Raw genomic sequence first — 25896 nt, forward strand, 5'->3', positions numbered from 1 at the left:
CGGGGTGTCCGCGGCGTCGCGGCACCCCTGCGCGCCGGCAACCGGTCAGGAGGCGCGGACGACCAGCGTCTTCGCGGCCATGTCGCCGAGACGCCGGCGGCGCGACGAGTTGACCACGATGATCAGCGCCACCAGGTAGGCGAAGATCCCGTCGATCATCCGCAGCAGCGTGCGGACCAGCGCCGACACGAAGCCCGGCCGGTTGCCGTGCTCGTCGACCACCCGGATCCCGGTGACGAGCTTGCCGACCGTCCAGCCGAACCAGCCCTCGAGCACGATGTAGTAGGCGAGCACCACCACGGCGGTCAGCAGGCTGCCGCCGAACGACAGCGTGGTCAGGTCGAGGCTGCCGGTCGGCACCTCGACGTCGAAGATCCGTCCCAGGATGTTGAGCACCACGCTCAGGACGACGCCGTCGATCAGCGTCGCGAAGATGCGGCGCCGGGTGACGTGGACATTCAGCGAGTTCTGCTGCGCATTGATCACGGCCGGGATCCTAGTGCGGCCGCGCACCCCCGGCCGCGCTCTACCCCGCCGCCCGGGCCGGGCTCGGGTCGTGCTTAGCCGGCTGCCCGGTGGCCGAGTGCTCCACCTCCATCAGGCTCATCTCGTGCCGCTCGGCCTCGTACGCCCGGTGCCCGCCCCGGATCCCGAACAGCCGCTTGGAGATCAGCAGGTAGAGCACCGCCGCCACGTTGATCACCAGGGCCGCGACCCGGAACCAGGTCAGCCGCTCGGTCAGCTCGTAGATCTCGATCGGCAGGCCGAGCGACGTGGCGATCAGCGCGAAATACTCACCCCAGCGCTTCAGCAGCCACAGCCCGGCGCCCTCGGTGAGCTGCAGCGCCCCGTAGACGAGCAGCGCGATCCCGGCCCAGAGCAGCGTGCTGGCCTGCGCCTCGACGACCCGCCGGATGGTCTCCACCACCGCCGAGTTCTCCAGATTCCAGCCGATCTTGTCGGTGAACGGCTTGAGCAGCGGGACGTCCTCGTGGAAGGCCCGCTCGATGGCGTCCCGCCGCCCCCGGAACTGGATCACCCCGTAGCCGGCGGCGAGCACGAACACCCCCTTGACGAACCGCTCGACGGCCAGCAGCCGCAGAATGATCGCGTCGCGCAGCGCCCGCCCCCGCGGCACCAGCGGCGCGTCCGCGGCCGGCCCGGACATCCGCGGCTCCCCCAGCACGAAGTCGCCGCAGCGCAGGCACCGCCAGGCCACCCCCAGCGCCGTCGTCGCGTGCAGCCGGGCCCGAAGGTCCTCCTCGGCCGGCGCATACGTCAGGTGCCCACGACGCCCACACACCCACAGGTTCAGATCCACAGCACAGTTGATACAGCACGCAGTCACGCCCCGCGGCGCAGCACCCCGTTCCGGTGGCTCGCGACGACCGGCCGGGCAGCCGACCCTGGGCGGGTGAAGAACGACACCGGTCGCGCCCGGCATTTCCGGGCCACTCGAACGAGGTATTCGACAGAACTGATCGATGAATAGCATGAGCCGAATGACTGCTCTGCCGGCGGAACCGTTGATCGCCACGCGACCGCGGCGCCTCTCGGGATTTTCCGGCACCGTCTGGCTACTGCTGATCAGTGATCTGACAACCGCGCTGGGAATCGGCCTGACCCAGCCGTACATAATCGTGTTCTTGCATTCTGTCCGGGGTATTCCGCTCGCGGTGGCGACCGCGATGATGGCGGTGGCGGCCGTCGCCAGTCTGGTGGGCAGTCCGCTGGCCGGCGCGTTGATCGACCGGCGCGGCCCGGTGGTGGTGATGGTCGCCGGGCTCGGGCTGGCGGCCGGTGGGCTGCTGATGGTGGCGTTCGGCGCGGCGGCGGTCGGCGTCGCGGTCAACGGGCTGGGGCTCTCACTGTCCATTCCGGCGCTGACCGCCGGGATGGCCGCCGGGCCGCTGCTCACCGCGGGCGCCGCGGCCACCGGCGCGACCGTGGCGCTGTTGTGCACGGCGGTCGCGCTGACCGCGGTCGCGGGCGTGCTGTGCCGCCCGGCCCGGGCTATTCGCCCGTGACCAGCAGGCGCAGCCCCAGCTCCGCCGCGTCCAGGCCGACCAGTTCGCGGTTGCGCTCGGCCCACCGCCCCGAGGCGAGATCGGCGCGCAGTTCGTCCACCGCCCGCCGCTCGGCCGCCGTCCCGACCCGGGTCCACACCGACACGGCCCGGCGGACCGGCTCGTCCAGGTACGCCTCGGGCCGCCGCCAGTACGCCTCGAAGAAGCCGTCCGCGCAGTCCCACGGGATGAGCACCGGCTCGATCCGCGCCCCGATCGCCTCGGCCAGCCGGACCACCGACGGCCGGCCCGCCACGATGTCACCCACCTCCGGCAGGTAGTCCCGGGTCAGCCAGAACCGCTGCAACCAGCCGGACGCGCTGTCGTCGTGGGTGAACACCACCACCCGGCGGGCCACCCGGCGCATCTCGCGCAACCCGGCGATCGGATCCGCCCAGTGGTGGACGGTGCTGAACGCCATCGCCGCGTCGAAGGACTGATCCTCGAACGGCAGGCTCTCCGCGCTGCCGGCCACGCACGGCGCCGCGCCCGCCGGCCGTTGTGCCCGCATGACCGCCGACGGCTCGACCGCCGTGACCGCCCGGTCGGCCGGCTCGTAGGAGCCGGTGCCGGCCCCGACGTTCAGCACCGTCCGCGCGTCGCCGAGCGCCGCCCAGACCCGCGCGGCGATCCGCGGCTCGGTGCGCCGCGTCGCCGGGTAGGCCGCTCCGATGTCGTCGTACAACCGTGCCCCGAACATGGTCAGCTTCTCCTCGGATGTCGTCCCGATCCCCATGGCCCGTGCCTCCAGTTCCCGGTCGATGGCCGTCACCATCACGCCGGCCCGATCACGCTGCTCCCGCAGCAGGCCGCGCAACCGGCGCAGGTGCGCGACCGCGTCGGTGGCCGGGTCGCCGACCAGGTCCGCGATCTCGCGCAGCCCGAAGCCCAGCCGCCGGTAGGCCAGCACCTCCCGCAGCCGCTCCACATCGGCCGCCGAATAGGCCCGATAGCCGCCCGCGGTCCGCCCGGACGGTCGCGCGAGCCCGATCTCGTCGTAGTGGTGCAGCGTTCGGACGCTCACGCCGGCCAGTTCGGCCACGCGCCCCACGGTCAGGTGCTCTGCCACGCCGTCGACTATGTCGCCTGACGCCGCGTGAGGGACAAGTGCCCGGCTTTGGCATGATCGCCATATGATCGATTTCCGGACGCCGGCGCCGGTCCCGGGTTCCCTCGACGTCACCTGGAACCACGGCCGTCGCGGCGAGCCGCAGATCCAGACGCACGTCTACGACGAGCACACGGTGATCCTGCGGCAGAGCAAACGGCTCAACTACGAGGCGCCGTTCATGTTCCTGCTCTTCGGCAACGAGCGGGCGCTGCTGCTCGACACCGGCGCCACCGAGTCCTTCCCGTTGCGGGCCACCGTGGACACGCTCATTCAGGACTGGCTCAAGATCAACCCCCGATTGACGTACGAGCTGATCGTCGCCCACACGCACGGCCACGGCGACCACGTGGCCGCGGACCCCCAGTTCGCCGACCGTCCCGACACCACGACGGTGGCCCACGAGCCGGCGGCCGTCCGCACGTTCTTCGGCTTCGGCGACGAGTCGACCGGCGCGGTCCCGTTCGACCTGGGCGGCCGGGTCCTGGAGGTCCTCGGCACCCCGGGCCACCACCAGGCGTCGATCACGATCTACGACCCGTGGACCGGCCTGCTGCTCACCGGCGACACGATCCTGCCCGGCCGCCTCTACATCGAGGACCAGCAGGCGTTCCGGACGACGATGGACACGCTGGTCGCCTTCGCCGAGACGCACCCGGTCACCCACGTCCTCGGCTGCCACGTCGAGATGACCCGCCGCCCCGGTCGCGACTACGCCCTGGGCGCCCAGTTCCAGCCCCGCGAGCGCGCCCTGCAGATGCCCCCCACCGTCCTCACCGACATCCAGCGCGCCACCGCGAAGGCCGCCGGCAAACCCGGCATCCACCCTCACCCGGACTTCATCCTCTACCTGGAGCCGGGCCAACGCGAACAGCGCCACCTGCTGCGCCGCGCCCGAATCCGTCAGCTCCAAGAAAAATTCCTCAACCCCTGACGACGTACGGCGGATTTGCCTCGTCGCGGCCTGCATCAACACACCTCAATCGACCCCGAGGTTGTTAGCCTTCAGATCATGGAGCTGAATGAAAGCGCCATGATCGACCCGGACGCCGTTGGGCATGATTCCGTCTACGTTCCGGTCTGGCAGGCGACTCCGTTCGGACGGTTGAGCTCCGGGCTCTTCTGGGAAGCGCATCGTGCCTGTCTGCGGCACCGGCGGCTGGCTCGCGTCTGGATGTGGTTGCACTATCTCCTCGGCATCGCCGGGGTCACGCTGGCGGCTGTGTCCGGATTCGGCGGGCTGACCGAAGTCCTCGGCGTCACCCAGGCGGCCACGATCGCGATCCTGTCCGCTGTCGCCAGCGGTTTGGCCACGTTCCTCAAGACCGACGAGAAGCGCAGGGAGCATCTCGTCCTCGCCGCCGCCTGGGACAATCTGCGGGATGACATCAGCGTGGTCTACGAGACGCGGCCGCCTGGCCCCTCGGACGCCGATCCCGCCAGCTGGCGGGAGGTCGTGGACGCGTTGCAGGCAATCGCCCGGGCACTGCGAGCGTCCAACGCCGAGCACGGCGCGAAACCACCCCCATGGCCATCGGCCGGGCCCGAGCCGGCGTGAGGGTCCTGGCGCTGCCGCATGGACTGATCGAGCAGTACGGCGAACCGGCCGGCCCGACATTGCTGCGTCGGCAGCCCGCGGGACCGGCGGGTGCGTCCAGGCCGGCTTACTACTCGTACCGGTACTTGAGCATGTCCACCTCGGCCTGCTCGATCTCGGCGATCGTCAGCCCCGGCATCCGCAGCTGGGCCAGCGTCACCTCGGCCGAGGTCGGCTGGGCGTCGGCCGGCAGCCACTGATCCGGCTTCCACGCCGACCCGCGCAGCAGCGACTTCGGGCAGTGCGGGTAGACCTCGTCGATCCCCAGCACCAGCGCACTGGCCGGCGGCTTGCCCACCGCGGTCAGCTGGGACAGCAGGTCCGGCCGGGTCGAGACGCAGGCCCGCCCGTTCATCCGCAGCGTCGTGGTCCGCCCCGGGATGACGAACAGCAGCCCGGCCCGGCCGGTCGCGACGACGTTCTGCAGGGTGTCCAGGCGCTTGTTGCCGGTCGCGTCCGGAATCGCCACGGTCCGGGAATCCAGCACGCTGACGAACCCGGCCGGCCCGCCACGCGGCGAGACGTCACAGTTCCCGTCGGCGTCCACGCTGGCCACGAAGACCAGCGACGAGCAGGCGATCAGTTGCCGGGTCTGCTCGGTGAGCTCGGTCATCTGCTTCCGCACCGCCCCGTCACCGGGACGTTCATAGATCAGCCGCAGCGCCTCCTGATCAGGCACGGCATCACAACGCAGCGCCTCGAAGACGCTGGCAGCCCGGGTTTGCGTCATACCGCCGACCCTAATCGACCAACCTGAATGCGGGAACGGTACATCGCGGGGATGAGGGCGCCCCCGGCTTGCATCCGCAGACGGATTCGCCGGCGCGTGGTCGCCCGTAGCTTTTCGGCATCCCTTTCGAATGGAGGCCGGAAATGGTCACTCGCCGAGGAACGCTGAAGATCGCCGGAGCGGCCGGGATCGCCACCGTACTCATCACCCCGGGCCGGGCCGTCGCGGCGCACCCGGCAGCCGGCACCTGGCAGGCCGCGCTGGACGCGATGGTCACCGCCGGGGCGGTCGGCGTCCTCGCGGAGGTTCACGACCGGGCCGGTGTGTGGATCGGCAGCAGTGGCACCGCCCGCCTGGGATCAGAGCAACCGGTGCCACGCGCCGGCCTGGTGCGGGCCGGCAGCATCACGAAGTCCTTCGTCGCCACCGTGGTGCTGCAGCTGGCCGGGCACGGACGGCTCCACCTCGACGACGCCGTACAGCGATATCTGCCCGGTCTTCTGCCGGACGGCGCCCGAATCACCCTGCGTGACCTGCTGCAACACACCAGTGGCCTGCACGACTACACCAGAACCGACGCGTTCGCGGCGCTCTACGAGGTCGAGGGCGGCGTCGAGCGGATGCGCTCGCACACCTGGCAGCCGCAGGACCTGATCGCGCTCGTCGCCGACCGGCCGCTGCTGTTCGAGCCGGGCACCGACTGGCGCTACGTGAACACCAATTTCCTGCTGCTCGGCATGGTGATCGAGCGAGTCACCGGCTCCGACTACCGCGCGGAGATCCGCCGCCGGGTGCTCCGCCCGCTCGGCCTGGACCGGACCGCCGTGCCCGGCACCGACCCGTACCTGCACGGTCCGCACCCCCACGGCTACGTCCCCACCCCCGAGCCGATCGACGTCAGCGTCTACAACCCGTCGGTGGCCGGCGCCGCCGGCGAGCTGGTCTCCTGCCCGCACGACCTCAACGTCTTCTTCCGCGCCCTGGTCGGCGGCCGGTTGCTGCCACCAGCCGTACAGCAGCAGATGCTCGCCTACCGGACGACGCCGGTCGACTACGACTACGGACTGGGGGTGATGACCCGAGTCCTGCCGGGCGGCACCCGGCTGTGGGGCCACCGCGGCGACTTCCTCGGCGCCTACTGGACCGAGACCTGGGTGACCGAGCCGGGCGGACGCCAGCTGACCGTGTCGATGACCCCCTGGGGCGACGTCAACCCGAAGGCCGTGATCAGCGCGTTCGCCGCGACCGTCATCGAGGGGACGGAACGTTAGAGCGGGATCCGCCCCACCGACTGACCGGTCCGGTCAGCAGCAGCCACTGACCGGCAGTTCGCTGCCGACGATGGGCTTGTCGCCGACCGCCGAGTCACCCTTGACCACGTACACCTCCCACGGCTCCTGCCCGGGACCACGCACCCACACCTTGTCCTGCAGCGCATAGCAGCACTCGGTGTCCCCCTCGGCCAGCGTGACCAGGCCGGACCCGGTCAACCGGGCGGTCGCCGCGTCGACGTCTGCGCTGGTCCCGACCTCGACGCCGAGGTGATCCAGCGCCGTCGACCGGCCGGGCTCGCCCTCCAGCAGGACCAGTTTGAGCGGCGGCTCCGCGATCGCGAAGTTCGCGTAGCCGGGGCGGCGCTTGGCCGGTTCGGTGCCGAACAGCTTCGAGTAGAACTCCACCGAGGCTTCGAGATCGGAGACTCGCAACGCGAGCTGGACACGGGACATCGTCGTACCTCCGCGATTTGGTGTTTAGAGAACTCTCTAAGCAGAGTTGCGCACTATCTAGAGAGCTGTCAACCTAGAGACGTGTCTAGTCAACCGCTTCCGCTGGTCGGGTGCTGCGAGCCGATGGTCAGCGAGGCCCTGACCCCGGCCGGCGCGGCCGAGCTGGCCGGCGCGTTCAAGGTCCTCGGCGACCCGGTCCGCCTGCGCGTGCTGTCGCTGATCGCGGCCCGCCGGGGCGGCGAGGTCTGCGTCTGCGAGATCACCGACGCGTTCGACCTGACCGGCCCGACGATCTCCTACCACCTGCGGCAGCTGCGCGAGGCCGGCCTGGTCGACTGCCAGCGCCGCGGCACCTGGGTCTACTACTGGATCATCCCGGCGAAACTGACCTGGCTCTCCCGGTTCCTCGACCCGGCCGCCGCCCCCGCGACGGCGACCCCGTGAGCCTCGCCCGCCGCGCCGGCGCCGAGTTGACCGGCACCGGCCTGCTCGTCGCCGTGGTGATCGGGTCCGGCATCGCCGCGGCGCAACTGCTCGGCGCGATCGTGGCCGTCGCCGCGATCGCCTGGTGGTTCCCGCTGCCCGCCCCGGCGACGGTCGCGGCCGCACCGACGCGGAAGGCGGTCCGATGACGACCATCCTGGCCATGACCGACGAGCACGCCGACCAGGTGCTCGACATTTACCGGCTCGGCATCGCGACCGGCGACGCCACCTTCGAGACCGAGCCGCCGGACTGGGCCGGGTTCACCGCGAGCCGCCTGCCCGAGCACCGGTTCGTCGCCCTCGACCCGGCCGGCGCGGTGGTCGGCTGGGTCGCCTGCAGCGCCGTGTCGGACCGGCGCGTGTACGCCGGCGTCGTCGAGCACTCGGTCTACGTCCACCCGGACGCCCGCGGCCGGGGCATCGGCCGGGCCCTGCTCGAAGCGTTGATCGCCGCCACCGAGGCGGCCGGGATCTGGACCATCCAATCCGGGATCTTCCCGGCGAACACCGCCAGCCTCGCCCTGCACACCGCCTGCGGCTTCCGGATCATCGGCACCCGCGAACGCGTCGGCCGGCACCACGGCACCTGGCGCGACGTCCTGCTCGTCGAACGCCGCAGCCCGATCATCACCTGACCGCGGAGACCACTCATGACCACCAAGCCCAGCGTGCTGTTCGTCTGCGTGCACAACGCCGGCCGCTCCCAGATGGCCGCCGGCTGGTTGCGCCACCTGGCCGGCGACACCGTCGAGGTCCGCTCGGCCGGCTCCGAGCCCGCCGAGACCATCAACCCGGCCGCGGTCGAGGCGATGCACGAGGTCGGCATCGACATCACCGACCAGACACCGGCCGAGCTCACCTGGGACACCGCCCAGGACTCCGACGTGATCATCACGATGGGCTGCGGCGACGCCTGCCCGGTCTTCCCCGGCAAACGCTACGAGGACTGGAAACTCGACGACCCGGCCGGCCAGGGCGTCGACACCGCCCGCCCGATCCGCGACGACATCCGCGCCCGAGTGGAGCAACTGCTCATTTCGCTGCCCCGCCCCGCCGGGAAATAGCGCCGGGGGCCGCGGCGTTCAGCCCAGTGCGCGTGGCGGAAGTCAGCGCCGGCGCGGAAAGAGGTCACCATCATGAAGGTTCGCAATTCTCTCCGCTCCCTGAAGAGCAAGCCGGGCAGCGTCGTCACCCGCCGCCGCGGCCGCCAGGTCGTCATCAACAAGAAGAACCCCCGCTGGAGCGGCCGCCAGGGCTGACCGCCCCGGTCTCAGCTTTGCGTCGAGGAAGGCCGGGGCACGCCCTCGGCCTTCCTCAGGAAATCCACGAACCGCAAAAACCAACACCACAATTATTTGGTACGGCCTGAGCACCGCCCGTCCTATTCCGCCAGGCTGGGTGCCCGCCGCGACCATTCGTGGGCTTCGAGCTCACCGACGATGAAGCGCGCGACATCGGTGCGGGTGATACGCCAGCCGCCCTTCGGCGTGCTGTTGTCGACGGCCCGGTAGGCGCCGGTCGCGTCGCGGTCCTGCAGATAGGTGGGCCGGACAAAGGTCCAGTCGAGCCCGCTCTCCCGCACGATCTGCTCCATCCGCGCCATGTCGGCGTACAGGTCGGCGCCGATCGGCCGGATCAGCCCGCGATACCACCAGGCGTGATGCGGGTCGTCGTGCCGCACCCCGACCGACGTGATGGCCAGCAGCCGCTCCACCCCGGCGGCCCGCATCGCCGTCACGGTGGCCCGGGCACCGTCGGAGTAGAGGTCACCGGCCTTCCGACCGGACGGCCCGATGGCGCACACGACCGCGTCCTGGCCGGCGAACACGGCGCTCAGGCTGTCCGCGTCGCGGACGTCGGCACGCTCCACCCGCAGGCCGGGCGCCGCCGCGACGCTGTCCGGGTTGCGGACCGCGGCGGTCACGGAATGCCCGCTGCGCAGGGCCTCGGCGACGATCAGGCGGCCGGTCCGGCCGGCGGCTCCGAGAACTACGACGTTGCTGCTCATGCTGCGTTCCTTTCGAGAGTGGGCAGGGCGAGGACGGCGATCGCACACAGGACGCAGGAGGCGGCCACCACCAGCGCCCCGGCGACCAGGGCGTGAGCGGGAACGCCACCCGCGAAGAAGACGGTGCCGAGGACGGCCACCCCCAGCGCGGTGGCGAGCTGCTGGACGGCGTTGATGGCTCCGGACGCGCTGCCGACCTCGTCGGCGGCGGCGACCGACAGCGTGCTCTGGATCAGTGGCCCGAACAGCAGCCCCAGCCCGAGCCCACTGACCAGGGCCGCGACGGCGAACGCCGGATCGCTCGGCCCGGTGGCCGCCATGACGGCGAACCCGAGCACCCCGAGCAGTTGCGTACCGAGCCCGACATGGAGCAGGCGCCGCCCCAGCCGCGGGAACAGGGCCGGGACCAGCAGCGAGGAAACCCCGATGCCCACCGCCAGCGGAGCCAGCGCCAGCCCGGTGTGCAGCGCCGAGTAGTGCAGGCCGAGCTGCAGGAACAGCGACAGGATGAGCATCAGCCCACCGGACCCGGCGAACAGCACCACGGCCACCGACAGCCCGGCGACGAACGCCCGCTTGCGCAACAGACCCGGCGCCAGGATCGGATGCGGACTCGTCGACTGCCGCCGGGCCAGCGCGGCGAACGCGAGCACCGCCAGGCCCAGCAGCGCGAACGACCACCACGGCCAGCCCGCCTCGCGGCCCTGGATCAGCGGCAGGACCAGCGCCGCGGACCCGGCCGCGACCAGCAGCGCACCGAGCGGATCGAGGCGCGCCGCGGGGTCGCCCCGGTCGGCCGGCATCCAGGCGAGCGCGCCCAGCACGGCGAAGAGGCCCAGCGGCACGTTGATCAGGAAGATCAGCCGCCAGTCGAGGCCGCCGAGATCCCAGGCGATCAGCACCCCGGCGAGGATCGGCCCGCCGATCCCGGCCAGTGCACTGACCGGCCCGAACAGCGAGAACGCCCGGCCGCGCTCCCGGTCCCCGGTGAAGACGGCCGACAGCACCCCGAAGCCCTGCGGAATCATCAGGGCGCCCAGCGCGCCCTGCGCCACCCGGGCCGCGATCAGCGTCGCCGGGGACCCGGCGAGCGCGCAGGCCAGCGACGCGAGCGTGAACCCGGTCGCGCCGATGAGGAACAGCCGGCGGCGTCCCCACCGGTCACCGAGCCGGGCACCGATCACCAGCAGCACCCCGAAGGCGAGCGCGTAGCCGGCCGTCAGCCACTGCAGCGTGGCCTGCGTCCCACCGAGCCCGGCCCGCACCGAGGGTCCCGCGACGGTCATCACCGTCGCGTCGAGCAGATCCATCACGGCACCCGTCAGCACTACGACGAGCACCCACCAGCGTCTTTCCATCAAAGCCTCCCGACGAACGTTGTTCGTGACGAACTATGTTCGTTGCGAACCACGTTCGTCAAGCGATAGGCTGGCGCAGTGACTGACAGCACCGGCCGGGTCCGGGACACCCCGCGCACCCGCCCCGCCAAGGCCCCCCTGAGCCGCGCGGCCATCACCACCGCCGCCCTGGCACTCGTCGACGAGGTCGGCTACCCGGCGGTGACCATGCGCCGCGTCGCGCAGGCGCTGGACACCGGCCCCGCGTCGCTCTACGTCTACGTCGCCGACCGCGACGAGCTGATGGCCGAGGTCTACGACCAGGCGCTGGCCGGCGTCCGGCTGCCCGGCGCGGCCGACGGCGACTGGCGGGCCCGGCTGGAGCTGCTCGTCGGCCGGGTCATCACCACGCTCGGCGGCCACGACGACCTCGCCCTGGTCGCCATCACCCGGGTGCCGACCGGGCCGCACGCGCTGCGCATCCTCGAGGCGACCCTGGCCCTGCTGCGCACCGGCGGCATCGCCGACGAGCTGTGCCCGTGGGCCGCCGACCTGCTCGATCAGTACGTGACCTCGTCCGCCCTGGAACTCGCCGCCCGCCTGCGCGAGCAGCGGGCCGCGACCGCCACCAACGGCCCCGCCGCCGCGACCGAGCAGGCCCTGTCCGGCGCGGCCGGCTCCGAACTCGACGCCGTCTACGGCGAACTATCCGCCGACACCCACCCGACCATCCACGCCCTGCTCCCGGCCATGACCAGCGCCGGCCGCGACAGCAACACCTACGCCACCTGGAAACTCAACGTCCTCATCGACGGCCTCCTCACCCACCGCCACAACCAGCCATAGCCCCCGCCAGCCGCCCGCGCCTGCCGGCCGCCACGAGTCCAGCGCGTGCGGCTCGGCCCGCGCCCGTCACGCCGCTCGACGGCAAGATGCGGTCAGTGGACCGAACCGGCCGCCACCTCCGCCGCCACAAAGCCGGTCGGAGCACCGTCTGGGCGGTATCCGATCTGCACACCCACCGCCGCAGCCAGCCGTAGCCGTTCGCGGCATGGTCGAATGCAGGTCCGAGGTCGGGTTCAGCGGCAGCCTGGAGGGCGCGTGTCCTACTCCCCCGATTTCACGGCGCTGCTGACGAGCGGTGGCCGTGTCGTCCGCGATGGCGTCGAGTACGTCATCGAAGACCGTGTCGTCGGCATCGTGACGGCACCGTCCGGGCAGATCGTCGGCTGTGATCCGCTGACGGATGCCCACGAGGCGCCGCCTTTCACCGCGACGGTGCCGCCCGGACGGTACGAGTTGCACGCGTGGGTCGCGACGATCCACCAGGGCTTCAGCGAACCGGATGTGCGCACTGTCGCGCTGCAACTCGTCGCCGGCGAGCAGCCGGCCGTCCGGTGGGAGCCTGCTCTGACCGACGGCCGGAGTCCGGCCGGGTTGGGGGCGGACGGGTTCTTCGGCTATCCCGTCGACGCGGGGGTCGGCACTCTGGCGGACGTGGTGGCCGTGCGCGCGTTGGCCGACTGGGACTTCGACCGCTTGGACGACGTTTACATCCCCGCTCAGGTTCCGCCCGCCCCGGCGCCCATCGACGCGATCACCGATGAGGCCACCGAGGCGAATGTGATTGTCGTCAGCTCCGGGTGGGGCGACGGCGTCTATCCCACCTTCGTCGGACGTGCTGCCGACGGGCAGGTCACCGTGTTCGTCACCGACTTCATGGTGATCCCGGAGGCGGCTGCGGGCGATCCGGCTCGCGCCGAGTGAGGTCTATCGGCCGGGGTATTCCGCGTGGAGGTCGCCGTCGTAGAGGCGGGCGCAGAACTCGTTCATGCGGGCGGCGGCGGGCGCGTGCCGCGCGACGATCTCCGCCACCGGCGGCGGCACGTCCGGTGGGATGTCGCCGGTCGCGCAGCGGCGCACGAGCCGGTCGCGGGCGACGGGACGGCCGCCGGCCGGCACGGTCACCCGGCACACCGCGGCGACCAGCCAGTTCACCAGCCGCATCGAGGCGTAGTCGGCATCGTGACCGGCGTTGCGGGCGACGAAGGCCCGCTCGGCGTCCGCCAGTTCGAAGCGCGGCGAGGTGGCAAGCCCGAAGTCGACCAGGTAGAGCCGGTCGTCGTCGGCCCGGACGTTGCCGAAGTGTCCGTCCAGGTGCAGCAGCTGCCGCCGGCGCAGGAACGTCACGATCTCGAACAGCTGCCGCTCCATCGTCGAGGCCCGGCCCACCGGATCCGCCAGCCACCCGGGCAGCCCGTCGGGCAGGTGCTCGAGAAACAGCACGAGGCTCGCGGTGGCGCCGGCCAGCGCGTCGAGGCGGGCGCGCACGGCCCGGTCCCCGCCGAACTGGGCGACGACCGCCTCGATGTCGAGGTGCTCGGCCGCGACCGGCGGCCGGCCGGGCAGCACCCGCCAGTGGTGGAGCAGCGGAAAGGACTTCGTCTCCCCGGCGAGCACGCCTTCGGTGACGCGCTGGTTCGCGGCCAGCTCACGCCACGCGCCGTAGCCCGGGCCGGCCAGCCGGTACATGCCGTACTGCCAGCGGACCGGCACGCCGAACAGGTTCGCCGTGCTCTGCGGATGGGCCAGCTCCAGATCGGTGATCGGGATCCGCTTGACGAACACCGGCACGCCGTCGACGTCGGTGATCGACGAGCCGCCGCCCACGCCGACCAGGTCGAGCGAGGTGTCCTGCAGCAACGCCGTCAGATCACCGTCGGCGCGGGCGGCGAGCGACGCCGCGACGCGTTCATGACGGGACCTCCGGGCGACTTCGAACCGGGTCAATCGCGTTCCTGACCGTGGTAGCCGAGGCGGCCGAAGGTGACCGTTCCCTCGGTGGCGAAGATCCCGGTGACCCGGCCGGTGAACGAGGCAGCGGTCTCACTCGACCAGTACCGTCCGTCGAGCTCGGCCAGCCGGACGCCCCCGGCGATCAGCACGATCCGGTCGGCCCCGTCGTTCGCCGGGCTCAGCCCCGGCTCCGGCAGGCGGGTCTCGATGCGCAGCTCGACCCCATCGGCGGGAACCGAGGCGGCGGGAACCGGAGCGGTCCAGCTCTGCTCCAGATCGGCCAGCTTGGCGGTGGCGGTCACCGTGCCGCCCCGGACCTCGATCGCCACATGGATGTGCTCATCGTAGCGACAGGCGAGCCCACCCGCGCCCCGGCTCGCGTCGACCGTGGCCACGAACGTACTGATCAGATGTCGTTGTCTGCGGCCGATGAAGGCCGGCCGGAAGGCCCGCAGGCCGCCGGCGACCCCGCGCAGGGTGAGCCGCCCCGGCGCCTCGGTGAGTGAGCCGACCTCGTGGGGAGTACGGGCGATCGCGAGCCATCCGGGATCGTCGAGCACCTCCGGGTCGGCGAAGTCGAAGCTCTCCTCGACCACGCCGGGGCGGGCCTCGGCGGCCGGCGGACTCGCCCGTGGCCAGCCGTCGTGCCAGGTGACGGTGGTCCCGAAGGTCTCCCGCCCGAGCGGTGAGAAGGCCGCGGTCCGGCCCAGCGTGCGCACCCCGAGCAGGATCAGCACGTCGTCGCCGTCCGGCCCGGCGACCAGGTCGGCGTGCCCGACGCACTGGATCGGCCCGCCGAAGCCGGCGGCGGTCAGGATCGGGTTGGCGGGCGCGCCCTCGAACGGGCCGGTGATCGCCGGGCCGCGCGCGATGCTGACCGCGTGCCCACGCTCGGTGCCGCCCTCGGCGATCATCAGGTACCAGTGCCCGCCCCGCCGGAAGACGTGCGGAGCCTCCGGGAACTGCCGCCCGGTGCCGGACCACAGCGACCGTGGCGCCTCCAGGGCCTTGCCCGCGGCCAGGTCGACCCGGACCTGCTGGATGCCGTGGTGGGTGCCGGCGTCCGGGCCGGTGACCACGAACCCGGCGTACGTGACGTACGCGGTCCCGTCGTCGTCCCAGGCCAGGTCGGGGTCGATGCCCTCGATCCCGTCGAGCGTGACGCCGTCGTCCCACGGCCCGGCCGGGTCCTCGGCGGTGAAGACCACGCACCCGCGCGGGCTGCCGGTAATGATCACGATGAGGTGGAACCGGCCGTCGTGGTGGCGCAGGGTCGGCGCCCAGACACCCAGCCCGGAGGCGGCATGCTCGATGCCGAGCTGCTCGGGCCGGGTGGCGACGTTGCCGATCTGCTCCCAGGTGACCAGGTCACGGCTGCGGTAGACGGGCAGGCCGGGCAGGTATTCGAAACTCGACGTGACGACGTAGTAGTAGCCGTCGACGAGCACCACGCTGGGATCCGGGTTGAAGCCGGGGATCAGCGGGCTGGGCAGGGCGGGCATGACAGTTCTCCTCAACGGGCGTCGCGGACGCGGAAGATGGCGATCGCGGCGACCGCGGTCAGGACGGTGGCGACCGCCCAGACGCCGCGATAGCCGCCGGTCAGGGCCACCACCTGCCCGGCGAGCACCGGCCCGAGGGCCTGGCCGAGGTTCGAGCCGAGCCCGGCGATGCCCAGGTCCCGGCCGGCCGCCGCGCGGTCCGGCAGCACGTCGATGAAGAGGGCGCCGTCGACCGGCAGGTAGATGCCGAACGCGATGCCGGCCAGGATGCTCTGCAGGAACAGCGCGGGCAGGGCCGGCCAGCACAGCGGGACCAGCATCGAGACGGCCATCAGCACCGAGGACGCGATCACCAGCGGCTTGCGGCGGCCGGTCCGGTCGGAGATCCGGCCGGCCAGCAGCAGCGCGACGATGGTGCCGGGCAGCGAGGCGGCGGTCAGCAGCGGCGCGGTGCGGGTGGCGTCGGCGAGGCTCAGCGCCGGGCTGATGTAGCTCTGCAGCATGTACAGGGCCAGCGCGGTCGACGCCGCGTAGCCGAACGTCAGCACGATCCGGGCCACCCAGACCCAGCGGAAGTCGTGGTCCCGCAGCGGCACCAGGAAGCCGCGGAAGAACGTTCCCCACCGGTGCGGCGGCACGACCAGCTCGGTCGACGGCCGGTCCCGCAGCAGCACGACAAACCCGACAACCCCGATCAAGACCAGGATTGCGTACGCGTAGATCACGTCGAGTCCGAGCACCGGCAGCAGCACCCCGGCCCCGACGCCACCGACGATGCCGCCGGCGAAGTTGCCGAGCCCCCCGATCCCGGACGTGACCCCGACCCGGTCCTCCGGGATCCGGTCCGGAACCGTGGTCTGCAACGTTCCGGGGATCATGTTGAGCACGGTCTGCGCGCACGTCCAGAGCAGGGCGAGGATCGCGATGGTGGGCGCGTGCCGGACCGCGATCAGGAAGCCGGAGCCGACCACGGCGCCGAACAGCATCCACGGCGCGCGCCGGCCGAACCGGCTGCGGGTGCGGTCGGAGAGCACCCCGATGACCGGCTGCACCAGCATGGTGACGGCCACCGCGAGCGAGGTGACCACGGACAGCGCCTGGGCCCGGGCGGCGTCGAAGTCACCGAGGATGCCGAGCAGGCGCTGCTGCTCCGGGGTGGCGATGGTGGTGCCGGCGGCCACCGCGGCCTTGAGGTCGTTGAGCGCGGTCAGGTCGACGCCGGCGTCGGCGCCGGTGAACCAGTGCGCGAACTCGATCATCTGGACCTGGTTGGGCAGCAGCACGCCGAGCATGCCACCCCAGACCGCGGTGATCGCGGCGAACGCGAGGGTGTACCAGAGCAGGTAGCGGCGGAACGGCTTGCCGCCGCGGTAGGTCATCGAGGTGCCGGGTTCGGCGGGCTCGACCATGTCGGCGCTCGGTGGCGCTTGATCTGCTATCACGGGGATCCCCTTGAGGATGAGCGTGCACTGACCGCGGCTGAGGAGTCGCCGGGAGGGGAGTCAGCGGCGCCCCGGGCGGGGGCCCTGCGAGCTGGCTCACATGAAAGCTGAGTAAAGAACCAGTTCGGCTTCTGTGTCAAGGATGTTTCCGGGGATATTGCCGAGCTGCCTTCACGATTGCTAGCTTTCACTCAACATTCGCGTCGGAGGTTGGCATGAGCACCGCACCGTCCCGCAAACGCGGCCCGTACCAGCGCTCCCGGGAGCGCCGCGAGCAGATCGTCCTGGCGGTCGTCGACCTGGTCGACGAGCTCGGCCACGACGGCGTCACCACCGCGCTGGTGGCCGCCCGGTCCGGCTCCAGCGAGCCCACCGTGCTCTACCACTATCCGACCAAGGATCACCTGCTGGTGGCCGCTCTGGAACGGATGGACGACCTGGAGGCGCAGATCCAGGTCGACACCGAGGAGGGCGCGATGCTCGACCTCGACAAGCTCCGGGCGAACGCCGACGCCACCCAGGTGACCAGTGAGCACCGGCTGCGGCTGTTCGTGGTGCTCAAGGGCCAGGCGGCCACCCCCGGCCACCCCGCCGGGGAGTACTTCACCCGCCGTACCGAAATGGCGATGTTGATCTTTGCTCGGTTGATCGCCGGCCGGCAGCGGGCCGGGCTCGCGCATCCCGGCCTCGACCCGCGGGAGACCGCGCGGCAGGTCATCGCGCTGTGGGAGGGCCTGACGTTCATGCGGCTGACCGACCCCACGTTCGACGTCGGCCAGTCCCTGATCGACGGCATCCGCCGCCTGACCGGCGAGAACTGGATGCGCGCGCTCGCCGTCCTGAACGACCCCGCCCACGGATTCTAGGAACCACGATGACTTTCGAGCACCCCTACGTCGACGTCGACGAGCACCGCGAGACGCCGCACCCGCACCGGTACGTGCACGGTGGCTTCACCGGCACCGAGACCCGGTTCTCGATCTACTTCCCGCCAGCAGACGCCTACCAGGGGCGGTTCTTCCAGCACATCACGCCGGTGCCGGAGAGCGAGCACCTCGCGCAGACGGCCACCGGGCAGGAGGACAGGATCGCGTTCGCGTTCCGGGCCGGGGGCTACTTCCTGGAGACCAACGGCGGCGGGCAATCCGGCGGGCCGGGCTCCGGCGCCGACCCGACGATCGCCGGGTTCCAGGCCAACGCGGCCGCCGCCGAGCACTCCAAGACGGTGGCCCGGCAGGTGTACGGCGAGCACCGGGTGCACGGTTACGCCTACGGCGGCAGCGGCGGCGCCTACCGGACGATCGGCGGGGCCGAGAACACCAGCGGGGTCTGGGACGGTTTCGTGCCCTACGTCCCGGGCAGCCCGGTCGCCGCGCCCAATGTGTTCAGCGTGCGGATGCACGCCCAGCGGATCCTGCGCGACCAGCTCGACCGGATCGCCGACGCGTTCGACGCCGGCGGCGATCAGGATCCCGGCCTGACCGGCGAGCAGCGCGACGCGTTCGCCGAGGTCACCCGGATGGGCTTCCCGCTGCGATCGTGGTTCGGGCACCGCACGATGGGCTCGCACGCGTTCTCCACGATCTACCCCGGCGTCGTCGCGGTCGACCCCGGCTACTTCACCGACTTCTGGAGCGTGCCCGGCTATCTCGGCGCCGACCCGGACTCGTCGGTGCACCGCGACCGGGTCCGGCTGACCACCGCGGTCACCGCCACGCTGACCCGCGCCGACCGCCCCGACCTCGGCCCCTACGCCGAACCCGAGCAGGTCCCGCAGGGCGGCGTCGACGAGGCGTTCAAGGGCGCGCACACCGGGCCGGACACGGTCGTCGCGGTCCGGCTGGCCCGCACTCCGGAGGTCGCCACCCAGGGCGCCGAGCTGATCCTGCCCGGCGGCGTCCGGCTGCGTCTCAAGGGCGTGCACGGCGACCTCGCCGTGCACGACATGCCCGACCTGGACGACGCGGCGGCCAAGCTGGTCCCGGGCGATGAGATCAAGGTCGACAACAGCAACTTCCTGGCCGCGCAGACCTACCACCGGCACCAGGTCCCCGGGCCGGAGTTCACCGTCTGGGACCAGTTCCGCGCAGCCGACGGCACGCCCCTGCTCCCCCAGCGCCCGATGCAGCTCGGCCCGATGTTCGCCGCGGGCGCCGCCGGCACCGTCCAGACCGGGCGGATCACCGGCAAGATGATCATCGTGGCCGCGCTGCTCGACCGGGAGGCGTTCGCCTGGCAGGCCGCCTGGTACCGGGACCGGGTCGCCGAGCACGCGCCCGGTGACGTGCGGCTCTGGTACGTCGACAACGCCCTGCACGCCGACTCCGAGCTGCAGGAACATCCGGACCACACGGTCAGCTACCTCGGGGTGCTGCACGAGGCGCTGCGCAGCCTGGCCGACTGGGTGGAGAACGGGGTCGAACCGGCCGCGGACACCCGTTACACGATCGCCGACGGGCAGGTCACCGTGCCGGACACGGCCGCCGAGCGGGGCGGCGTCCAGCCGGTGATCTCGCTGGTCTACGCCGGCGGCGTGCTGCGGGCGTCTGCCGAGACGCCGGTGGGCGGGGCTCCGATCGTACGGATGCAATGGGATCTTGATGGTGACGGCGAGTTCGAGATCGACGAACCGCTACCACCCGCCGCCTGGTTCGTCCGGGAACGCACGCACGCCTACGACGTCCCGGGCACGCACTTCGCGGCCGTCCGGGTCAGCGCCCAGCACGACGGCGACCCGGACACCCCGATCGGGCGCATCGACAACATCGCCCGCGTCCGCATTGTGGTCGGCTGACCGCCCGCGCTCACCGGAACATCGCGGCCAGCGCCGCGTCCGAGGCGTGCAGGGCGTCCCGGTCGAAGGTGCTGCCGGCGGCGACCAGCTCGGCGGCCCCGGTCCGCTCGACCAGCTCGGCGAGCCGGCTCGCCACCCGGTGCGGCGGGCCGGCGACCGCCGCCGCGGCGGTCTGCTCCAGATACTGCTGCTGGCGCGGGGTCCGGGCGGCGGCCCGGACCGCCGCCACCGGTTCCAGGGCAGGAAAAATCCCGGTGGTACGACTTCGGGCCATCGCCCACGCCTCGGGCAGCAGCAGGTCGGCCGCCTCCGCGTCGGTGTCGGCGACCAGCACGTCGAGACTGATCGCGACCCACGGCCGCGGCTGCTGGTCCGAGGGCCGGAACGTGCGCCGGTAGTCGGCCAGCGCCTGCTCGCCGCCCGCGGCCAGCAGCGGGCCGCCCACGATCACCGGCAGCCCGAGGTCGGCGGCGATCCGCAGGCCGGTGCCGGTGGCCAGCACGTACAACGGGACGGGGTGCTCCGGACGCGGGTGCAGGGTGATCTCCGCCGTACCGGTCAGGAAGCCCCGCAGCTCGGCCAGGTCGGCGGCGAAGTCACCGTCGGCCTGCCGCAGCGCCCGGCGCACCGGCGCGGTAAACCCGGGCGACCGGCCCAGCCCCAGATCGACCCGGCCCGGCGCGAACGCGGACAGCGTGGCGAACTGCTCGGCGACGACCAGCGGCTGGTGGTGCGGCAGCATCACACCGGCCGAACCGACCCGGATGGTCGTCGTGGCGCCGGCGACCGCGGCCAGCAGCACGGCCGGGGCGGCGCCGGCGATCCCCGGGACGCCGTGGTGCTCGGCGACCCAGAACCGGTGGTAGCCGAGTTGCTCGGCGCGGACGGCACGCGCGACGGTGCCCCGTAGCGCCGCCGCGTCGGCCTCCCCGGCCCGGGTGCGGGACCGGTCGAGCAGGGAGAGTCGAACCTCGGCGTTGCTCACAACGGGCCCAGCGTTCCAGGCCAGGGCCTTGTTCCCGGTACGCCGGCCGGAACGATCGTCTCGACGAGAAGGGCTACTCGGGGTAGCGCAACTCACGGCAGATCCGTGGGAGATCGCGTTCCCGGGCACGTGTCACAGCCGGATCAGATCGGCGATCTCCTCGGGCAGGCCGGGTGACGTCATGACATGGCCCATCCCCGGCACCACGTGCAGCACCGCGCCCGGGATCGCGGCCGCCAGGGCCTCGCCGTGCCCGAGCGGAAGAAGCGGATCCTGATCGCCGTGCACGACCGAGGTCGGCGCGGTGATCGACCACAGCGGGGCGAGCAGGTCGGGTTCGGGCCGCCACGCGGCCCGCTCGTGGTTGGCGGCGGCCGCCGGATCGGTGGCCCGCGACAGCGCCAGCTCCAGCATCGCCCGGGCGGCCGGCTCGTCGAACGGGCGCACCGGCCCGTTGAAGACCCGGAACAAGGCCACGTCGGACTCCACCCCGGGCGGCAGCCCGGCGGCCTGATGCGCGAGATACGCCGGTGCCGGCGGCGGCAGCCGATCCAGGTCGGCCGGCTCCCCGGCCAGCGCCCGGGCCCACGCCTGAACCGGCGAGCTGGAGATCATCGTCAAGGACCGGACCCGGTCCGGTGCGTGCACCCCCAGCCACTGCGCGATCATGCCGCCCAGCGAGGCCCCCGCCACATGGGCGGACCGCAGGCCGTAGCCGTCCAGCACGGCCAGGCAGTCACGGCCCAGGTCGGCGATCGTGTACGGATGAGCGTCGAAGTCCACGACGCTGGACCGGCCGGTGTCCCGATGATCGAATCGGATCACCTGGACCCCGCGCTCGACCAGCCGGCCGACCAGCGCATCGGGGCAACTGACACCCTGAGCAGCCGACCCCATGACCATCAGGACAGCGGGAAGCTCCGGATCCCCGACTCGCTCGGTCCATATCCGTAACGGTCCGGAAGCCACGAATCGCTCGTGCGTCTCCAACACGGCGGAACTGTAGCGGCTACCTGCGGACAACCACCCGATATTTCCGCCTGGCCAGGCCGAGGCACCGCGGTAGACACCGGTCACCAGAAGCGCAGTGCGTAGACGACCGTCAGCACGCCGCCGACGGCGATCACCAGGGCGCGGACCGCGGCACGCGGCACCACCCCGGCGAGCCGGCCGCCCGACGGTACGGGGCTGCGGCGGGCACCGCGCGGCTGTCATCATCCGCTCTGTGACGGACCACGGTCTCTGGTACGCGATGCCGACCTTCGTGGGCGAGCGGATCCGGCTCGAACCGCTGACCCTTGACCACGCCCCCGGATATCTCGCCGCGGCCGGCAGCCCGGAGCAGGCCGCCGAGATCTTCCGCTGGCAGAGCCCGCCCGCCGGCGCGCTGGCGGCCCCGGCCACCGTCGAGGACGCGCGCGGCCACATCGTCGCCGCGCTGGAGGCCAAGGCTCGTGGCCGGCGGCTGCCGTATGCCCAGATCGACGTCGCGACCGGCGAGTTCGCCGGGACGACGTCGTTCGCCGACCCGGACCCGGCGCTGCGCAGCATCACGATCGGCTACACCTGGCTGGGCCGGCGGTGGTGGCACAGCGGGGCGAACGCCGAGGCGAAGCTGCTGATGATGACGTTCGCCTTCGAGGAGCTGCATGCCGTACGGGTCGTCTGGGTCACCGACATCCGCAACGTCGGCGCCCAGGCGGCCATCGAACGCCTGGGCGCGACCCGGGAGGGCGTGCTGCGCAAGCACCGCCGCCGCGCGGACGGCACCTGGCGGGACACCGTCCTCTACGCCATGGTCGACGACGACTGGCCCCGGGCCAAGCAGCAGCTCGCCGCCCGCCTGACCGCGAAACGCTGACCGGGGCACACCCGGGGTGATCGTCGGCGTCCCCCAGGTCCGCTGTTCCGCCCGGCATCGCCGGCCTCGCGGCGGCGGCCGATTCGGGGGTACGGGGCAATGGCCGTACCGAAGCAATCTTGTGAGCCCGCACCGCGCCTCGCCGCAAGCGAATCGATGGCCGCGCCGAAGGCGGCGGGCCGTCTCAGGGGATGTCGCGGCGCATCGGGAGGATGACGGCGATCGCGGCGGCCGCGATCGCGTAGGCGGTGAGCAGCAGCGCGCCGGCGGCCGGCGGCAGCAGCTGGATGCCAGGGCTGCCGAGTTTCTGGGACACGGCGTCGGCCAGGTAGGTGAAGTCGGTGAGGGCGGCCGTGGCGCCGCCGGGCAGCACCGGGTAGAGCGCGTTGACGCCGGGGATCGTCATGAGCAGCGGCTCGCCCAGGTAGACGTAGCCGATCACGACGCACAGGGCGGCGACCTGGTTGCGCAGCAGAGCGCCCACGCCGACCCCGATCAGCAGGTAGACGAGCATGGCCAGGCCGATCCGGGCGAGCAGCCCGAGGACCGTGCCGGCCGGCAGGCCGAGCGGGACGCCGCGGGCGGCGGCGACGGCGAACAGGGCCGCGGCGGCGGTGCCGGCCAGGAGCAGACCGTACGCGAGCCCGACGGCGCCGTAGGTGGCGAGTTTCGCGGCCAGCACCTGCCAGCGGCGGGGCGCGAACAGGAAGGTGACGGCGGCGGTGCCGTGCCGGTACTCCGAGGTGACGGCGAGCGCGCCGACGGCGGCCGGCACGAACGCGGTGTAGCCGAGGATGCCGAGGATCGAGCGGATTCCGGTCTCGGTGTCCAGGCCGGGCATCGGCGGGTCGAAGTTCTCCGGGCCGACGAGCGCCATCACGCCCATCATGCCGCCGCCGATCACGACCGCGGCGAGCAGCAGCCCGCCCCACATCCGGGTGGCGAGCAGCCGGCGGAGCTCCGCGATGACCAGGTGTCTCATGACAGGGCCGCCTTTTCGCTGGTGAGGTCCAGGAACAGCTGTTCGAGGCTGGTGCTCTCGGTGATCAACTCGTGCACCCGCAACCGGTGCTCGGTGGCGAGGTCGCCGACCGTGGGCGCGTCCAGGCCGTGCACGCGGAGCCGGCCGCCGCCGACGGCCTCGACCCGCGGCGCGCCGTCGCCCGGCCGGCTCTCGCGCAGGACGGTGGTCAGCCGGTCGGCGTCCGGGGAGCACACCCGCACCGCGGGCGGGCCGGCGAGCCGCGACCAGGGCCCGGCGGCGACGAGCTCGCCGCGCCGGATCACCACCACGTCGTCGACGAGCTGCTGGATCTCGCTGAGGACGTGGCTGGAGATCAGCACGGTGCGGCCGTCGTCGGCCAGCCGGCGCAGCAACCCGCGCAGCCACAGCATGCCCTCCGGGTCCAGGCCGTTGCTCGGCTCGTCCAGCAGCAGCACCCGGGGGTCGCCGAGCAGCGCGGTCGCGAGGTTGAGTCGCTGGCGCATGCCGGTGGAGAACTCGCGGGTGCGGCGGTCCGCGGCGTCGGTGAGGCCGAGCAGGTCGAGCAGCCCGGTGATCCGGCTGTCCGGGTAGCCGCCCATCGCGGCGTAGACGCGCAGGTGGTCCCGGGCGGTGTGGCCGGGGTGGAACCCGCCGGTGCCGAAGACCGCGCCGACCGTGCGGGAGGGCTGCCGCAGCTGCCCGTACGGCCGGCCGCCGATCGTCGCGGTGCCGGACGTGGGTGTGACCAGGCCGGTCAGCATGCGCATGGTGGTGGTCTTGCCGGCGCCGTTCGGGCCGAGGAAGCCGGTGATCACGCCGGGCTCGACGGTGAACGTCAGGTCGCGGACGGCGGTGACCGTCCCGTACCGCTTCGTCAGGTGGGCGATCTCGATCCGCGGGCTGTCGTCGCCGATCGTGGTCGATGCCATCAGTCACTCCTCGGGCTCGTGCCGGAGTCGTCGTCCCGTTCCGGCGGCGGTGGTGCGGGCGCGGTGGCGGCCGGCTGGTCGGCCGGCAGCAGGATCGTGGCGAGCAGGCGGGGCACCCGGTCCCCGCCGGGCTGGTTGCCCAGCAGCGGACCGATCACCCGGTTGAGATCGGCGGCGAACCGCGCCAGCTCCGCGTCGCTCAGGTGCAGGACGAGCTGCTGGTAGCCGGCCCCGTCGGCGACGAAGTCGACCCGCTCGCGGGTGAGATAGCGGGCGAAGTCCGAGAGCAGGCTCGACACGAACGCGGTGAAGTACCGCGTGTGGTCCTCGGGGGTCGCCGTGGCCAGGGCGGCCGGGTCCAGCGTCGCGCCGTGGGCGGGAAGCGCGTAGACCCGCTCGACGGCTCCCCGGATCCTGCGGGTCTCGACCACCTCGATCAGGCCGGCCTTGACCAGGGTGGCCAGGTGCCGGTACAGCGTGGCGTGCGGGATGTCGGGCAGCAGCTCGACCAGGTCGTGCGTGGTCAGGCGGGAGCCCGCGACGGCCCGCAGGATCCGGATGCGCACCGGGTGCAGCGCCAGTTCGGCCCAGCGTTCCCTCGGGAGTTCCACAATAGAACGCTATCACTATCGATAGTGATAGCGAAGACCTATTCGGTGAACTCGCAGAAGGACAGCGCCTGGTCGAACCGTGCGGCGGCGAGGTCGTCGTGGCGGATCAGGAAACGCCCGTGAATGTAGTCCTGGCGCGGCACGGCGAACTGGGCGAGCGGCACCCACTCGCGCATCATCCGGGCCTCGTCGGCGGCGGGGTCCCGGGCCGCCAGCTGCTCCTCGGGGCTGTCCTGCGCCGAGACCGAGTACCCGCCGAGGACCAGGTCGTCGCCGATCCACGGCACCCGGCCGGGCCAGGTCCGCTCGACGAGCGCGCACAGCTCGGCGTAGTGCGGCAGGTCCGCCATCAGCTGCTTCTGGTCGTCGGTCCACCAGGCCGCGGGCCGGTCCGGCCAGTCCGGCAGGTCCGCCTCGACCCGGGCGAACAGGTCGCGCTCGGGAAGGGGCGGGGGCAGGTCGTCCGGCGCGGCGACCGCCGTGGTCGCGGCGCCGGCGGGCACGTGGACGACCTTCGCTAGCGACTGCTCGGACTCGATCGAGCAGGCCTCGACCGCCGCCGCGGCGGCCAGGAAGAACAGCAGCGAGCCGGTCTCCGGAAGCGCGAGGCCGGCGATCCTCGGTAGCGCCGCGCAGTCGGCGGACGCCAGATAGGCCAGCCCGGACGGCCACGGGGTCCCGGCCGGCAGGTGCGGCAACCCGCCGAACCGGCCGGCCCGGGCACCGCCCGGAGTGCCGCCGGCGCGGATCCGGAACCGGAGGAGGCCCGCGAACCGGGCCGACTCGGCGGCCGGCACACCCGACTCGGTCGCGGTCTGCCGAAACTGCTCATGAAAGTCCATGGCCGGACAATACGGAACCCGCGCTTTCCGTGGCACCTCAGCGCCGCGTCAGGGACGTTTCCGGGGTTCTCGGCAGGATTCGAGCTGTTCC

The 25896-nt window shown here is 72.3% G+C and carries 30 protein-coding genes; 14 read left to right on the plus strand and 16 right to left on the minus strand.

Translation table 11 applies throughout. The annotated features are described in order from the left end of the window. Positions 1-45: 45 nt before the first annotated feature. Entirely contained in the window at positions 46-486 is a 441-nt protein-coding gene (locus L3i22_RS33540) for an RDD family protein (RefSeq protein WP_221321497.1), read from the minus strand. Between the two features lie 40 nt (positions 487-526). After that, positions 527-1321, minus strand: a complete 795-nt coding sequence (locus L3i22_RS33545) for a DUF2127 domain-containing protein (RefSeq protein WP_255657363.1) — start codon at positions 1319-1321, stop codon at positions 527-529. Between the two features lie 325 nt (positions 1322-1646). Between L3i22_RS33545 and L3i22_RS33550 the strand changes: the two genes are divergently transcribed. Beyond that, positions 1647-2027, plus strand: coding sequence for a hypothetical protein (locus L3i22_RS33550; RefSeq protein ID WP_221321498.1), 381 nt, complete (start codon positions 1647-1649; stop codon positions 2025-2027). On the opposite strand, the gene L3i22_RS33555 is transcribed toward L3i22_RS33550, so the two are convergent. After that, the gene (locus tag L3i22_RS33555) at positions 2014-3135 is read right to left on the minus strand and encodes a MerR family transcriptional regulator (RefSeq protein ID WP_221321499.1); all 1122 of its coding nucleotides are present in this window, start codon (positions 3133-3135) and stop codon (positions 2014-2016) included. The genes L3i22_RS33550 and L3i22_RS33555 overlap by 14 nt on opposite strands. Before the next feature lie 64 nt (positions 3136-3199). On the opposite strand from L3i22_RS33555, the gene L3i22_RS33560 reads away from it, so the two are divergent. Both L3i22_RS33560 and L3i22_RS33565 read left to right on the plus strand, forming a co-directional pair. Beyond that, entirely contained in the window at positions 3200-4108 is a 909-nt protein-coding gene (locus tag L3i22_RS33560; protein WP_221321500.1) for an MBL fold metallo-hydrolase, read from the plus strand. 78 nt (positions 4109-4186) lie between these two features. Then, a complete protein-coding gene (locus L3i22_RS33565) occupies positions 4187-4732 on the plus strand; it encodes a hypothetical protein (protein WP_221321501.1) in 546 nt (181 codons plus the stop codon). Between the two features lie 109 nt (positions 4733-4841). On the opposite strand, the gene L3i22_RS33570 is transcribed toward L3i22_RS33565, so the two are convergent. Next, positions 4842-5501, minus strand: a complete 660-nt coding sequence (locus L3i22_RS33570) for an MSMEG_1061 family FMN-dependent PPOX-type flavoprotein (RefSeq protein WP_221321502.1) — start codon at positions 5499-5501, stop codon at positions 4842-4844. A 143-nt stretch (positions 5502-5644) separates the two neighbouring features. Between L3i22_RS33570 and L3i22_RS33575 the strand changes: the two genes are divergently transcribed. Then, positions 5645-6772: a serine hydrolase gene (locus tag L3i22_RS33575; protein WP_221321503.1), complete on the plus strand. Its 1128-nt coding sequence runs from the start codon at positions 5645-5647 to the stop codon at positions 6770-6772. A 33-nt stretch (positions 6773-6805) separates the two neighbouring features. Here the strand turns inward: L3i22_RS33575 and L3i22_RS33580 are convergent, their stop codons facing one another. Continuing rightward, positions 6806-7228, minus strand: coding sequence for an ArsI/CadI family heavy metal resistance metalloenzyme (locus tag L3i22_RS33580; protein ID WP_221321504.1), 423 nt, complete (start codon positions 7226-7228; stop codon positions 6806-6808). A 123-nt stretch (positions 7229-7351) separates the two neighbouring features. Here L3i22_RS33580 and L3i22_RS33585 point away from each other — a divergent pair, with 123 nt between their 5' ends. The 5 genes from L3i22_RS33585 (at position 7352) to L3i22_RS33605 (ending at position 8972) form a co-directional block, all read left to right on the plus strand. Then, positions 7352-7672 carry a helix-turn-helix transcriptional regulator gene (locus L3i22_RS33585; protein ID WP_221330286.1) on the plus strand — a complete coding sequence of 107 codons (321 nt, stop codon included), beginning with the start codon at positions 7352-7354 and terminating at the stop codon, positions 7670-7672. Beyond that, positions 7669-7860: a hypothetical protein gene (locus L3i22_RS33590; protein ID WP_221321505.1), complete on the plus strand. Its 192-nt coding sequence runs from the start codon at positions 7669-7671 to the stop codon at positions 7858-7860. Before L3i22_RS33585 ends, L3i22_RS33590 begins: the two co-directional genes overlap by 4 nt. Next, positions 7857-8348, plus strand: a complete 492-nt coding sequence (locus L3i22_RS33595; RefSeq protein WP_221321506.1) for a GNAT family N-acetyltransferase — start codon at positions 7857-7859, stop codon at positions 8346-8348. Before L3i22_RS33590 ends, L3i22_RS33595 begins: the two co-directional genes overlap by 4 nt. Before the next feature lie 15 nt (positions 8349-8363). Then, complete coding sequence (locus L3i22_RS33600) at positions 8364-8777, plus strand: arsenate reductase ArsC (RefSeq protein ID WP_221321507.1); 414 nt, start codon at positions 8364-8366, stop codon at positions 8775-8777. A gap of 72 nt (positions 8778-8849) precedes the next feature. Next, complete coding sequence (locus L3i22_RS33605; RefSeq protein ID WP_221321508.1) at positions 8850-8972, plus strand: ribosomal protein bL36; 123 nt, start codon at positions 8850-8852, stop codon at positions 8970-8972. A 122-nt stretch (positions 8973-9094) separates the two neighbouring features. Here the strand turns inward: L3i22_RS33605 and L3i22_RS33610 are convergent, their stop codons facing one another. Both L3i22_RS33610 and L3i22_RS33615 read right to left on the minus strand, forming a co-directional pair. Next, entirely contained in the window at positions 9095-9721 is a 627-nt protein-coding gene (locus tag L3i22_RS33610) for an NAD(P)-dependent oxidoreductase (RefSeq protein ID WP_221321509.1), read from the minus strand. Further along, entirely contained in the window at positions 9718-11079 is a 1362-nt protein-coding gene (locus tag L3i22_RS33615) for an MFS transporter (RefSeq protein WP_221321510.1), read from the minus strand. Before L3i22_RS33615 ends, L3i22_RS33610 begins: the two co-directional genes overlap by 4 nt. A 78-nt stretch (positions 11080-11157) precedes the next feature. On the opposite strand from L3i22_RS33615, the gene L3i22_RS54435 reads away from it, so the two are divergent. Both L3i22_RS54435 and L3i22_RS33625 read left to right on the plus strand, forming a co-directional pair. After that, positions 11158-11904 carry a TetR/AcrR family transcriptional regulator gene (locus L3i22_RS54435; RefSeq protein WP_221321511.1) on the plus strand — a complete coding sequence of 249 codons (747 nt, stop codon included), beginning with the start codon at positions 11158-11160 and terminating at the stop codon, positions 11902-11904. Between the two features lie 255 nt (positions 11905-12159). Beyond that, positions 12160-12825: a DUF4241 domain-containing protein gene (locus L3i22_RS33625; protein WP_255657364.1), complete on the plus strand. Its 666-nt coding sequence runs from the start codon at positions 12160-12162 to the stop codon at positions 12823-12825. 3 nt (positions 12826-12828) lie between these two features. Here L3i22_RS33625 and L3i22_RS33630 read toward each other — a convergent pair whose 3' ends face one another. From L3i22_RS33630 to L3i22_RS33640, 3 genes are read right to left on the minus strand one after another with little or no spacing between them, the layout of a single operon-like run. After that, positions 12829-13848 carry a serine/threonine protein phosphatase gene (locus L3i22_RS33630; protein ID WP_255657365.1) on the minus strand — a complete coding sequence of 340 codons (1020 nt, stop codon included), beginning with the start codon at positions 13846-13848 and terminating at the stop codon, positions 12829-12831. Continuing rightward, on the minus strand, positions 13845-15356 hold the full coding sequence (locus L3i22_RS33635) for a glycoside hydrolase family 43 protein (protein WP_221321513.1): 1512 nt from the start codon (positions 15354-15356) through the stop codon (positions 13845-13847). Before L3i22_RS33635 ends, L3i22_RS33630 begins: the two co-directional genes overlap by 4 nt. Before the next feature lie 11 nt (positions 15357-15367). Further along, positions 15368-16798, minus strand: a complete 1431-nt coding sequence (locus L3i22_RS33640) for an MFS transporter (protein WP_221321514.1) — start codon at positions 16796-16798, stop codon at positions 15368-15370. A 215-nt stretch (positions 16799-17013) separates the two neighbouring features. On the opposite strand from L3i22_RS33640, the gene L3i22_RS33645 reads away from it, so the two are divergent. Together L3i22_RS33645 and L3i22_RS33650 are read left to right on the plus strand one after the other, a co-directional pair. Further along, on the plus strand, positions 17014-17664 hold the full coding sequence (locus L3i22_RS33645) for a TetR/AcrR family transcriptional regulator (protein WP_221321515.1): 651 nt from the start codon (positions 17014-17016) through the stop codon (positions 17662-17664). Between the two features lie 8 nt (positions 17665-17672). Next, on the plus strand, positions 17673-19592 hold the full coding sequence (locus tag L3i22_RS33650) for a hypothetical protein (RefSeq protein WP_221321516.1): 1920 nt from the start codon (positions 17673-17675) through the stop codon (positions 19590-19592). Between the two features lie 10 nt (positions 19593-19602). On the opposite strand, the gene L3i22_RS33655 is transcribed toward L3i22_RS33650, so the two are convergent. Both L3i22_RS33655 and L3i22_RS33660 read right to left on the minus strand, forming a co-directional pair. After that, positions 19603-20577, minus strand: a complete 975-nt coding sequence (locus tag L3i22_RS33655; protein ID WP_221321517.1) for an MsnO8 family LLM class oxidoreductase — start codon at positions 20575-20577, stop codon at positions 19603-19605. A gap of 132 nt (positions 20578-20709) precedes the next feature. Further along, positions 20710-21570 (minus strand): alpha/beta fold hydrolase, encoded by an 861-nt coding sequence (locus L3i22_RS33660; RefSeq protein ID WP_221321518.1) that lies wholly within the window; start codon positions 21568-21570, stop codon positions 20710-20712. A gap of 232 nt (positions 21571-21802) precedes the next feature. Here L3i22_RS33660 and L3i22_RS33665 point away from each other — a divergent pair, with 232 nt between their 5' ends. Next, a complete protein-coding gene (locus tag L3i22_RS33665; RefSeq protein WP_255657366.1) occupies positions 21803-22438 on the plus strand; it encodes a GNAT family N-acetyltransferase in 636 nt (211 codons plus the stop codon). A 184-nt stretch (positions 22439-22622) separates the two neighbouring features. On the opposite strand, the gene L3i22_RS33670 is transcribed toward L3i22_RS33665, so the two are convergent. From L3i22_RS33670 to L3i22_RS33685, 4 genes are read right to left on the minus strand one after another with little or no spacing between them, the layout of a single operon-like run. Continuing rightward, positions 22623-23420 (minus strand): ABC transporter permease, encoded by a 798-nt coding sequence (locus L3i22_RS33670; RefSeq protein WP_221321519.1) that lies wholly within the window; start codon positions 23418-23420, stop codon positions 22623-22625. Beyond that, a complete protein-coding gene (locus L3i22_RS33675; protein WP_221321520.1) occupies positions 23417-24352 on the minus strand; it encodes an ABC transporter ATP-binding protein in 936 nt (311 codons plus the stop codon). The genes L3i22_RS33670 and L3i22_RS33675 overlap by 4 nt, the downstream gene beginning before the upstream one ends. Further along, positions 24352-24963 (minus strand): helix-turn-helix domain-containing protein, encoded by a 612-nt coding sequence (locus tag L3i22_RS33680; protein ID WP_221321521.1) that lies wholly within the window; start codon positions 24961-24963, stop codon positions 24352-24354. Before L3i22_RS33680 ends, L3i22_RS33675 begins: the two co-directional genes overlap by 1 nt. A 38-nt stretch (positions 24964-25001) precedes the next feature. Further along, positions 25002-25805, minus strand: coding sequence for a DUF1963 domain-containing protein (locus tag L3i22_RS33685; RefSeq protein WP_221321522.1), 804 nt, complete (start codon positions 25803-25805; stop codon positions 25002-25004). Between the last annotated feature and the right edge of the window lie 91 nt (positions 25806-25896).

Origin of the sequence: Actinoplanes sp. L3-i22 (genome assembly GCF_019704555.1) — a bacterium.
In the GTDB taxonomy this organism is placed as follows: domain Bacteria; phylum Actinomycetota; class Actinomycetes; order Mycobacteriales; family Micromonosporaceae; genus Actinoplanes.